Here is an 11,478-nt window from a genome sequence, read left to right as displayed (position 1 = left end):
TCGCATTTGGGAATCATTTGTATTTGCAGGCAGGCATCCGGATAATCCGCCGTCACCGCCCTTCCCGGATTCCTGACGATGCCCGCCCTGTCGCCGCGCCGCCCGCTGCTGTACACGCTCGCCCTGCCCACCCTGCTGGCCTCGGCCATCGCCCAGGCCCAGGACGGCCCGGCGGCACGCACATTGGACAAAGTGACCGTGGTGGCCGAGCGGGCCAGCACCGCGACCAAGACCGACACCGCCCTGACCGAAACGCCGCAGGCGATCAGCGTGGTCACCCAGCAGCTGTTCACCGATCGCGGCGCGCACAACCTGCAGGAAGTGCTGCGCTACAGCGCCGGCGTCACTGCCGATGCCTGGGGCCTGGATACCCGCAACGACGCGACCTCGGTGCGCGGGCTGGACCCGGTGCAGTACCAGGATGGCCTGCGCCGCAGCTATGGGTTCAGCCCCCTCGCCCGCCCGGAAATCTATGGCCTGGAGCGGGTGGAAGTGCTGCGCGGCCCTTCTTCGGTGCTGTACGGTGCCGGCGCCACCGGCGGCATCATCAATGCAATGAGCAAGCGCCCGACCTTCGGCGCCCTCGCTGGCGAGGTCGGCGTGCAGCTCGGCAGTTTCGACCGCAGGCAGCTACAGGGGGACTTCAGCGGCGCCTTGAACGATGCCGGCACGGTTGCCGGACGCTTCGTCGGGCTGCTGCGTGAATCGAACATGCAGACCGATGTACTGAAGGACGACCGCGTCTATCTGGCGCCCTCGGTCAGCTGGCGCGGCGAACGCAGCACGCTCACCCTGCTGGCCAGTTACCAGCATGACAGGACCGGCTCCAGCCAGCAGTTCCTGCCGCTGGCAGCGACCCTTCTGGCGCCGCCAGGCCGTCGCCTGGACACCTCCACCTTCATCGGCCACCCCGGTTTTGATCGCATCGATTCGCGCGTCTACAGCCTGACCGCGCTGTTCGACCACAGCTTCAATGATGTACTCAGCCTGCGCTCGGCGGTGCGCTACATCGATGGCAGGACCACCCTGCAGCAGATGTACGTGGACAGCTACAGCAATCCGGCAGATCCCTTCATCGACGCCGACCGCCGCGTGGTCAACCGCACCGCCTACGGCACCCGCCCCGACGTGCAGATCTTCAGCGCCGACAATGCGCTGCAGTTCGATTTCGCCACCGGTGCCTTCCAGCACCTGCTGTTGGCCGGCGTGGACTACAGCCAGTACAAGGAACAGCTGCAGCGGCTAGATGCCACCGGCACGCCCATCGATATCTACGCCCCGGTGTCGGTCGCGCCGATCGTGCGTGGCTGGGATCGTCAGCCGGACCAGACCTCCACCCAGCTGGGTGTCTATGTGCAGGACCAGATCCGCTGGGCCGACCGCGTCTCGCTGGTGCTGGGCGCGCGCCGCGACCATGCACGCTCCAAGACCGAAGGCCAACCCAGCCAGACCGACAACGCCACCACCTACCGCGCCGGCCTGATCGGCGACCTCGGCGCGGGCGTGTCGCCCTACCTGAGCTACAGCGAATCGTTCCTGCCGGTGGCCGGCCAGGACCTGTTCGGCCAGGCCTTCAAGCCGATGCGCGGCCGTCAGGCCGAGGCCGGCATCAAGTGGCAACCGGCGCGCAACCTGCTGCTGACGATGGCGGCGTACCGCATCACCGAAACCAACCGGCAGACCAACGACCCGGACAACGTATTGAACGTGGTGCAGACCGGGCAGATCCGCTCCAAGGGCGTGGAACTGGAAGGCCAGTTCCAGTTCGCCAACGATCTCACCGTCACCGCCGCCGTGGCACGCAACGAGGCCGAAGTCAGCCGCAGCAACTTCGCGCTGGAAGTGGGCCAGCGCCTCAATGACACCCCGCAGGACCTGGCCTCGGCCTGGGTCTCGAAGGGCTTCCAGCTGGACGATGCCGCACGCCTGCGCCTGGGCTTGGGCGTGCGCCACGTCGGCAACACCGTATCGCTGGGCAATGGCGGACGCATCATCACGCCCAGCTACACGCTGGCCGATGCATTGGTGGAAGTGCAGGTGACCGACTGGACGATGGCATTGAACATCACCAACCTCACCGACAAGCGCTACTACGCCCCGTGCCGTACGTTTGGCGACTGCTTCGCCGGCTACCCGCGGGTGGTCACCGGCACCATCAGCTATCGGTTCTGAGCATTGCCATTGCCGGCCGCCGCAGCAGCAGGTGCAACAGCACCGCGCATGCGGCGGTCAGCAGTGCCAACAGACGCAGCAGCACCGCCAGCGCCTCGGCACTGGCGTGCTGCAGCTGTGCGCCGCTCATCGCCGGAAGCAGTGCCTGCGCCTGTGCCTGCGCCCCCGTGGCCAGATAGGCACCGGCACGCGCCAGCGACGCGGGCGACGCTCCCTGCAGCTGGTGGCCGATCAGCAGCGCAAGCAGGGCAGTGACTGCGGCCAATGCGATGCCTTCACCGGCCACCCGCACGGTTCCGAAGATGCCCGCAGCCATGCCCGCACGTTGCACCGGTACCACGCTCACCGACAGCCCATCCATCAGCCCCCATGGCAAGGCCGTCCCTGCACCGACCAGCATCAGCAACGGCACCCACTGCGACGGCGACGGCTGCGACGCGTGGCGCGACAACAGGTACAGGCCAGAGGCACAGACCAGCAGTCCCAGCGTGCACAGCCGCGCAGTTCCCACGCGCTCGACCCAGCGCGCGGCCAGCATCGGCAGCACCAGCATCGGCGCGGACAGCGCCAGCATCTGCAGCCCCACCAGCGTCGCGCTCTGGCCATGCACGCCCAGCAGTTGCAGAGGTAGTACGACCAGCAACACCACGTAGCCGAAGCAGGTCGCCACCGGCAGCAGCTGGACACCGAGGAACGCCGGTTGCGAGAACAACGAGAGGTCCAGCAAGGGTGAGCGGTGCAGTCGTTCGATGCAGACGAACACCAGGCCCAGCAGCAGCGTCGCCAACAGCGCCCACTGCACGCGCACGGCATGCGGGCCGAATTCACCCAGCCACAGCAGGGCCAGCGTCAACGCCGCCAGCATCAGGCTGAAGCCCAGCATGCCGCCGATATCCAGCCGGCCGCGCTCTCCATGGCTCTCAGTCAACACGCGCGCGCCCAGTGCAAAGGCCGCCAACGTCAGTACACCACCAGCTGCGAACACACTGCGCCATCCCAGTGCCTGCAGCAGCAGGCCCGCCAGCAACGGTCCAAGCGCCAGCCCCGCACCGAACGTCGTGCCCAGCAGGGCGAAGACGCGGCCACGCGCCGGCCCCTGCCAGCCCTGCGCCAGCGCCGCCGTGCCCGAGGCCAGCGCTGCGGCGGCCGCAACGCCCTGCAGGCCGCGCGCCAGATCCAGCCACAGCAGCGTCGGGGCCATGCATACAGCGGTCGTAGCGGCGGTGAAACCCACCGTGCCCAGCAGGAACAACCGCCGCCGACCATAGCGATCGGCCAGGCCACCGGCAGCAAGCAGCAGGCTGCCGAAGGTCAGCATGAAGGCATTGGTCACCCAGGCCAGCGCGGTGGGCGAGGCCCCCGCAGAACGAGCCAGCACCGGCACCGCGACGGCGCCGGCCGAAAAGGACAACGGCAGCGCCAGCGCGGCCAGGCAGACCGCAAGCAGCGTCCAGTGCTGCTGCGTGCGGACAGGTACAGGGAGTATCGAAACCGGGGCCATGCGGGCCTCCATCCATCAGGAGCATTGATGATGGACAGGCCGCTATTCCCGAAAAACAAGCTCTATGGACGTTGATTGCGGCGCATTGTTCCGCAATCATGACTGCATGGACTCCATCTCCGCCCTGCTTGCCTTCGTCCGTACCGCCGAGGCCGGCAGCATCGTCGGCGCCGCCCGTGTGCTCGGCCTGTCCGCCTCGGCGGTCGGCAAGCGTATCGCCCGCCTTGAACAGGAACTCGGCACCCGCCTGTTCCATCGCACCACCCGCCGCGTGCACCTCACCGACGAAGGTGAACTGCTGCTGCAACGCTGCCGCCGCGCACTGGATGAGCTTTCCGAAGCACAGGCTGATCTGGCGCAGCGACAGCATGCCCCCAGCGGGCTGCTGCGCATCGGCCTGCCCACCATCGGCTACCGCTTCCTGCTGCCGGTGCTGCCCGGCTTCCAGCAACGCTATCCGCAGGTGCAGCTGGAACTGGACTTCAACGACCGCATCGTTGATGTGGTCAGCGAAGGCCTGGACGCAGTGATACGCAGCGGCGAACTGGCCGATTCCAGCCTGACCGCACGGCGCCTGGGTGGCTTTCGTTTCATGCTCTGTGCGGCGCCGGGCTATCTGCAGGCGCATGGCACGCCCGGTGATGTGAGCGAGCTGCGCATGCATACCGCGCTGCGTTTCCGTTACCCCACCACCGGAAAGCTGCATCCGTGGCAGCTGCCGGGCATCGAAGGCGACGCCGGGGCACGCCTTCCCACGGCGATGACCTGCAACAACATGGAGGCCGTGCTGGCCGCTGCGATCGGTTGCATGGGCCTGGCTTGGATGCCTGACTTCCTCGCAGCCGACGCGCTGGCCGACGGCCGCCTGCATCGGGTACTGCCAGCACTGCCCACGCACCAGGGGCAGTTCTCGTTGCTATGGCCCGGTGGGCGCCATCCCAGTGCACGCCTGCGGGTGTTCATCGACTATGCCGTTGCGCATCTGTTCCGCAACGGCCACGCATAGCCAATCCGCAGGATCGGTTGCAGCCATCAGGAAATTACGCACCACCGGCAACGCCTGTTCCGGGCGCACGCAGAACTGCAGGGCGAAGCGAGCGGCTTCGCCCTCCAGCACGCGATAGGCGATTTCCTGCGGGCGGAAGCTGGCCATGCTGGCCGGGACGATCGCCACGCCGGCGTCCACCGCCACCAGCGACAACACCGCGTGCATGCCCTGCGCTTCCTGCACCACGCGCGGAGTGAAGCCCGACGCGGTGCACAGGCCCAGCACCTGCGCGTGGAAGCCGATGCCCTCGCCCGCCGGCCATGAAACGAACGGTTCGTCGGCCAGCATCGCCAGACTGACCTCCGGCGCGTCGGCCAGCGCATGAGCGCGCGGCAGCGCGATTGCCAGGCGGTCATGGTCGAAATCGTGCAGCACCAACTCGGCGGCGGGAATCGGCGGAATCAGCACGCCGACGTCGATGCGCTGCTCACGTAGCCACAGTTGCTGCTGGCGCGACGTGGCTTCCTGCAGGTGCAGCTGAACGTGCGGGTAGATCTGGCGGAAGCGGCGGATCAAGCCCGGCAGGCGACCATACAGCGCACTGCCCACATAGCCCACGCGCAGGCTGCCGGACTGCCCGGCGGCGGCTTCGCGCGTGCGCTGCAACGCCCGCTCGGCCTGCTGCAGCGTTGCCCGCGCCTCCACCAGCAGCGTCTGCCCGGCCACGGTCAGGCCCAGGGTACGGTTGCCGCGCACGATGAGTTCACTTCCGAGTTCGTCTTCCAGCCGTCGTATTGCCGCCGTCAACGGCGGCTGCGACATGTGCAGGCGGGCCGCGGCACGGTGGAAATGCAGCTCTTCGGCCACGGCCACGAACTGGCGAAGCAGGCGCAGGTCGATCATCTCGATGCAAGCAATGGGAACCCGCCTAGGGTACGCCCTCCGCTGCGCGCGTCCACGCTGGCGCGGGCAATGGCTGGCCATTGCAGCGCGACTGATTCGATGCTGTCGGCACTGACCGCACGCAGATCGCGCGGATACGCCACATGTTCGGCCTCCTGCAGTCGCAGTGCATGGAACTGCCCGTTGCTGGCGCGCAGCACCCATCCGCCGTCGCGGCAACGCGTGGATGCCAGATAGGCCACGCCCTGCGCGACTGCATCCGGATGCAGTTCGTCGGGCTCGCCGTCGATGCCCCACATGCGCGTCTTCGCCACCGGCGAAACCGCATTGACCACGATGCCATGCTCGGCACCTTCCAGCGCCAACACATTGACCAGGCCAAGCGCGGCGAGCTTGCCCATCGCATAGGCGGACAGTCCGCGCTGTGCGTACTGCGGATACAGCGCGCGATCGGAGGTGGTGATGACGATGCGGCCACCGCCCGCCGCGCGCATCGCGGGCCACGCCGCCTGTGCCAACCACAGCGGCGTCTTCGCCGCCAGGCACAGCATCTGCTCCAACGCCTCGTCCTCGATCGCTTCCAGCGTCTGGTACTCGACCCAGCCCGCGTTGTGGATCAGGAAGTCGATGCGGCCGTGCGCCTGCAGCAGTTCCTGCACCAGCGCATGGCAACCGGCGCGATGGTCGATGGGACCGCTTGCGGCCTGCACCGGCAACCCCTGCCGCTGCAGCGCTTCGACGCTGCGCAGGATGCGCTGTGGATCGGCGCCGCGGCCATCGGTACCCGCACCGACGTCGTGCATCACCACCTGCGCACCGCGCTCGGCCAGCAGGCGGCTGTAGGCCAGGCCCAACCCACCCGCGGCACCGGTCACCAGGCCGACCTGGCCCTCAAAGGAAATACGCGACATCGGCTTCATGCGCACAGCTTCAGCCAAGCTCACCGCCCCGGCCAATACCGTTCACCGCCCTCCACGATACGCGCACGCTATCGTCGAAAAAGGGGACGGAGGGGATTAAGTCGTTTCAGGCACAGTGTGGCCAGTTGCGACTTAATCCCCTCCGTCCCCTTTTTCGCTCAGCGGCTGAAGCGGCGCGCGCCGGCGACGCAGATCACCGCGACCACGGTCACCAGCACCATGCTGAGGCTGACCGATTCGTGCAGCAGCAGCGCGGCCAGGGCCAGGCCGAAGAAGGGCTGCAGCAGCTGCAGCTGGCCGACGGCGGCGATGCCGCCCTGGGCCAGCCCGCGATACCAGAACAGGAACCCGAGCAGCATGCTGAACACCGCCACGTAGCCCAGTGCCCACCATGCCGACGCACCGACCGCGGTGAACGAGGCCGGGCGCATCAGCACCGTCAGCGGCAGCATCACCGGCAAGGCCAGTAGCAGCGCCCAGCTGATCACCTGCCAACCGCCCAGATGACGGGCGAGCCGGCCACCTTCGGCATAGCCCAACCCGCACACCACGATCGCCGCCAGCATCAACAGATCGGCCTGCAACGAGGCTTCAATGCCGTTGCGCGCGGCATAGCCGACCACGCAGGCACTACCCAGCAATGAGAACAGCCAGAAGGCAGGACGCGGCCGCTCGCCGCCGCGCAGCACGCCGAACACCGCAGTGCTCAGCGGCAACAGGCCGAGGAACACGATGGTGTGCGCCGACGATGCGTGGCGCAGCGCGAGTGCGGTCAACAACGGAAAGCCGACCACCACCCCGAGGCTGACCACTACCAGCCCCGGCAGGTCACTGCGCCGCGGCCACGGCTGGCGCAGCAGCAGGAGCAGGCCAAGGCCGAGCACGGCGGCAATGGTGGCGCGTGCAGCAGTGACGAATCCGGCATCCAGCTGCAGCACCGCCAGGCGGGTGGCCGGCAAGGAGCCAGCGAAGATCACCACACCGATGAAGCCATTGATCCAACCACTCGCCGACCGTTCCACGCCTGTACTCCTGAAGGTGCCGGACGATGCCCGGCTGGACCTGTATGGAAGCATCCAGCGCGGGACGACCCCAGCTACAATCCAGTACAGTCGCAAGTAACTGTACTGCCCACACTTCCACTACGGTTCCGCCATGCCGCGTCCGCTTACCCGCATCGAATCGGTCATCCAGACCGTCCGCACCCGCATCAGTGCGCGGCTGGATGGCCCCGGCTCACGCCTGCCCTCGGTACGTGCACAGGCGGCGGCGATGGGGGTTTCGGTCTCGACCGTGGTCGAGGCCTACGAGCGCCTGGCGGCCGAAGGCCTGATCAGTGCGCGCGCAGGCTCGGGCTTCTACGTCAGTGGCCCGGCCACACCGCTGGCGCTGGCCGAGATGGAGCCGCGGCTGGACCGCGCGGTGGATCCGCTGTGGGTATCACGGCAATCGCTGGAGACGCCGGCGGGCCACCTCAAGCCAGGTTGCGGCTGGATGCCCAGTGACTGGCTGTATCACGATGGCGTGCGCCGCGGTCTGCGCCGGCTGGCGCGTGCCGATGCCATGCAGCTGGTCGACTACGCCGGCCCGCTCGGGTTGCCCGCATTGCGCCAGCTGCTGCAACGGCGCAGCGCGGCGCTGGGCATTGATGCACCGATGGAGCAGATCCTGCTGACCGAATCCGGTACGCACGCGGTCGACCTGCTCTGCCGTTTCCTGCTCAAACCCGGCGACTGCGTGCTGGTCGACGATCCCAGCTACTTCAACTACCACGCGCTGCTGAAGGCGCACCAGGTGCAGGCCATCGGCGTGCCGTACACGCACAGCGGCCCGGACCTGGAGGCGTTTGCACTGGCACTGCAAGCGCATTCGCCGCGGCTGTACATCACCAACTCCGGCCTGCACAACCCGACCGGCGCGGTGTTATCCGCGAGCACCGCACACCGCCTGCTGGGCCTGGCCGAACGCAGCGAACTGATCATCGTCGAGGATGACATCTTCGCCGACTTTGAACTGCAGCCGGCACCGCGGCTGGCCGCGCTCGATGGACTGTCACGGGTGATCCATGTCGGCAGCTTCTCCAAGACGCTGTCGGCGGCGTCGCGTTGCGGTTACATCGCCACGCGCCACGACTGGATTGAAGCGCTGACCGATCTGAAGCTGGCGACCAGCTTCGGCGGTGGCCATCTGGCCGCACAGTTGATGCACATCGCGCTGACCGACAGCGGTTACCGCCGCCACATGCAGTCGATACGTTCGCGCCTGGCCGATGCGCGCCGGCACACGCTGCGGAAACTGCAGACGCTGGGCATCACGCCTTGGCTGCAGCCGGAAGCCGGTCTGTTCCTGTGGTGCCAGCTGCCCGATGGTCGCGACGCCGCCGCACTGGCGCGGCAATGCCTCCGCGAAGGCATCGTGCTGGCACCGGGCAACGCATTCAGTCAGTCGCAGCGCGCGACCGACTATGTGCGTTTCAACGTTTCGCAGTGCCAGGACCCGAGGATCTGGCAGGTAGTGGCGCGCGCGCTGCGTTGAGCTGGTAATGCGCGACCAGCGCATCCACCACCACGCGCACGCCCGGCAACTGGCCGCGACGATGCGGCAGCAGCACGCTGGTGGTGACTTCGCCGGCATGCCACGCTGGCAGGACCTGCTGCAGGCGGCCGGCAGAGATTGACGCCGCACACAGGCTGTGTGGCAGCACGGTGATGCCAAGACCCGCTTCGGCCGCCGCGACCAGCAGATGCGATTCATTGCCGACCAGCGCCACCTGCGGCTCCACCTGCACAGTGCGGGCGTCGGCGCTGTGCAGCGTCCAGCGCGTTGCATGGCGCGCGGTCAGCAGGCCGGCATGCGCGCGCAGCTGCTCGGGCGTATCCACTGCCGGCGCGGCTGCCAGATAGCCAGGGGACGCCACCAGCACGATACGCTCGCTACCGAGCATGCGTTGCACCAACCCGGAATCGGGTAGCGGACCGAAGTGGCTGCGCAGGGCGATGTCGATGCCTTCCTGCACCAGGTCGATGAAACGATCACTCACTTCAACTTCGATGCGCAGCCGTGGATAGCGGCGGGCCAACGCGGGCAGGCACGCGGCGAGCTCACCCTGCACCACCGGAATCGAAGCGCTGATGCGCACGGTGCCGCTGGGCTCGGCCTGACGGCCACGGACGATGGTTTCTGCCGCTTCCACTTCCGACAGCGCCGCACGTGCGCGTTCGAAGAACTCCTGGCCGACCTCGGTGAGCGCGAAGCGACGCGAACTGCGTTGCAGCAGCCGCACCTGGAGCTGTTCTTCCAGCAGCGCCACGCGCTTGCTCAGGGTCGAGCGCGGCAGGCCCAGATGGCGCCCGCCTGCAGCGAAGCCGCCCTGCTCCACCGCGGTCACGAACAGGGCCAGATCGTTGAGGTTGAGCATGGACAACGTCCACAGATGTGGACTTCAGGATGCCATTCGAACGGCTTCCGGGGCAATGTCCACGCAGGCACGCTTTCTTCACCCGCCGCATCGCGGCTTGAACCGGAAACCTGCCATGACCCCGATCCTCTTCTACGGCGTGCCCTCGGGCTGCTCGTTCGGCTCCATCGTCGCCCTGGAATGGCTGCGCCAGCCCTATCACCTGTGCCGCATCGACATGCCCGGCCAGGTGCAGGGCGAAGACTACCGCCGCCTCAATCCGCTGGGCGAAACCCCGACCCTGCGAACCGCGCAGGGCGAGCTGCTCAGCGAGAGCCTGGCCATCCTCAACCACCTGGCCGCGAAGGGCATCGCGCAGGGGCTGGGCTTCGCACAGGGCACGTCCGGCTTCGATCGCCTCAACCACCGGCTGGCCTATCTCAACACCAGCTTCTTCGGTGCCTACGCCCCGCTCTGGCATGCGCTGGAACACGCCGGGGGTGATGACGGCGAGGCGCTGCGTGCCTATGGCACCACCAAGGTGCGCCACGCACACCAGGCGCTGGAGCAGATGATCGGCACAGGCCCGTGGCTGCTGGGCGAACAGCGCAGCTTCGCCGATGCGTACTTCGCCGGCATCGCGCGCTGGAACGACTATCACCAGGTGGTCGATCGTCGCGAGTTTCCCAGGGTGCAGCAGCTGTTCGAGCGCCTGCAGGACGACGCCGGCGTGCAGTTCGCCCACGCCATCGAAGCGCAGCAGCCGGCAGCCAGCAGCGGCGGCTTCCTCGGCGAGGTGCGGCTGGAAGACGTGCTTGAGGCAGCAGCGGCCTGAGCCCTGTCCTGCCCGTGCGGCAGCGGCGCGCAATGCCTCTTGCGCGCCGCGCTACAGTGGTATGTCCCCCGTCGCAGGAATCCGCGCATGTCCTCGTTCTCCGATCCGCAGGCGGTGGCCCGCTATGCCGAAGGTCCACTGCGCCAGGTGCCGGGCTTTGTCGCCCTGCAGCAGATGAGCCGCCTGCTGCTGGCCGAACGTGTTCCCGCACAGGGCCGCGTGTTGGTACTCGGTGCCGGCGGCGGGCTGGAGCTGAAGGCCTTCGCCGAGGCGCAGCCGGGCTGGCAGCTGCTGGGCGTGGACCCGGCCGCGCCCATGCTGGCCCTGGCCGAGCAGACACTGGGGCCGCTGATGCCGCGCGTGCAGCTGCTGGAGGGCTACATCGACGATGCGCCCGATCTGCGCTTCGATGGGGCCAGCTGCCTGCTGACCCTGCACTTCCTCGATGCCACGCAGCGCCTGCACACGCTGCGCGAGCTGCACCGGCGCCTGCAACCCGGCGCGCCGCTGGTGGTGGCCCACCACAGCGTGCCGCAGGATCCGGCCGGCAAGCTGCGTTGGTTGCAGCGCTACGCAGCGTTCGCCGAAGCCTCGGGCGTTGCCCACGCCGATGCACAGCGCGCGATCGACGCCATTGCCGAGCGGCTGCCGCTGCTGGCCCCCGAACAGGAAGTGGCGCTGCTGCAGGAGGCCGGATTCGACGGCGTGGAGCTGTTCTATGCAGGCTTCAGCTTCAAGGGCTGGGTGGCGTACGCCGGGTGA

General features: G+C 67.9%; 10 protein-coding genes. 5 read left to right on the top strand and 5 right to left on the bottom strand.

The genetic code is table 11. The annotated features are described in order from the left end of the window. Positions 1–78: 78 nt before the first annotated feature. Complete coding sequence (locus tag AC5P57_RS01040; RefSeq protein WP_262236037.1) at positions 79–2,172, top strand: TonB-dependent siderophore receptor; 2,094 nt, start codon at positions 79–81, stop codon at positions 2,170–2,172. On the opposite strand, the gene AC5P57_RS01035 is transcribed toward AC5P57_RS01040, so the two are convergent. After that, entirely contained in the window at positions 2,156–3,673 is a 1,518-nt protein-coding gene (locus AC5P57_RS01035) for an MFS transporter (RefSeq protein WP_262236036.1), read from the bottom strand. The genes AC5P57_RS01040 and AC5P57_RS01035 overlap by 17 nt on opposite strands. Before the next feature lie 106 nt (positions 3,674–3,779). On the opposite strand from AC5P57_RS01035, the gene AC5P57_RS01030 reads away from it, so the two are divergent. After that, entirely contained in the window at positions 3,780–4,679 is a 900-nt protein-coding gene (locus AC5P57_RS01030; protein WP_142807395.1) for a LysR family transcriptional regulator, read from the top strand. Here the strand turns inward: AC5P57_RS01030 and AC5P57_RS01025 are convergent. The 3 genes from AC5P57_RS01025 to AC5P57_RS01015 form a co-directional block, all read right to left on the bottom strand. After that, positions 4,590–5,564, bottom strand: a complete 975-nt coding sequence (locus AC5P57_RS01025; protein WP_262236034.1) for a LysR family transcriptional regulator — start codon at positions 5,562–5,564, stop codon at positions 4,590–4,592. The two genes, AC5P57_RS01030 and AC5P57_RS01025, sit on opposite strands and share 90 nt — an antisense overlap. Further along, on the bottom strand, positions 5,561–6,484 hold the full coding sequence (locus AC5P57_RS01020) for an SDR family NAD(P)-dependent oxidoreductase (RefSeq protein WP_262236033.1): 924 nt from the start codon (positions 6,482–6,484) through the stop codon (positions 5,561–5,563). The genes AC5P57_RS01025 and AC5P57_RS01020 overlap by 4 nt, the downstream gene beginning before the upstream one ends. Before the next feature lie 158 nt (positions 6,485–6,642). Further along, entirely contained in the window at positions 6,643–7,506 is an 864-nt protein-coding gene (locus AC5P57_RS01015) for a DMT family transporter (protein WP_099553919.1), read from the bottom strand. Between the two features lie 133 nt (positions 7,507–7,639). On the opposite strand from AC5P57_RS01015, the gene AC5P57_RS01010 reads away from it, so the two are divergent. Beyond that, positions 7,640–9,019 carry an aminotransferase-like domain-containing protein gene (locus AC5P57_RS01010; protein ID WP_262236032.1) on the top strand — a complete coding sequence of 460 codons (1,380 nt, stop codon included), beginning with the start codon at positions 7,640–7,642 and terminating at the stop codon, positions 9,017–9,019. Here the strand turns inward: AC5P57_RS01010 and AC5P57_RS01005 are convergent. Continuing rightward, complete coding sequence (locus tag AC5P57_RS01005) at positions 8,958–9,902, bottom strand: LysR substrate-binding domain-containing protein (RefSeq protein WP_262236030.1); 945 nt, start codon at positions 9,900–9,902, stop codon at positions 8,958–8,960. The two genes, AC5P57_RS01010 and AC5P57_RS01005, sit on opposite strands and share 62 nt — an antisense overlap. Positions 9,903–10,017: 115 nt before the next feature. Between AC5P57_RS01005 and AC5P57_RS01000 the strand changes: the two genes are divergently transcribed. Then, positions 10,018–10,716: a glutathione S-transferase family protein gene (locus AC5P57_RS01000; protein ID WP_099553913.1), complete on the top strand. Its 699-nt coding sequence runs from the start codon at positions 10,018–10,020 to the stop codon at positions 10,714–10,716. 87 nt (positions 10,717–10,803) lie between these two features. Next, a complete protein-coding gene (locus AC5P57_RS00995) occupies positions 10,804–11,478 on the top strand; it encodes a class I SAM-dependent methyltransferase (protein WP_099553911.1) in 675 nt (224 codons plus the stop codon).

Source organism: Stenotrophomonas sp. YJH_SMC_79 (assembly GCF_059367995.1).
The sequence above is the reverse complement of the archived record's forward strand: the minus strand, read 5'-3'. Positions and strand labels throughout refer to the sequence as shown.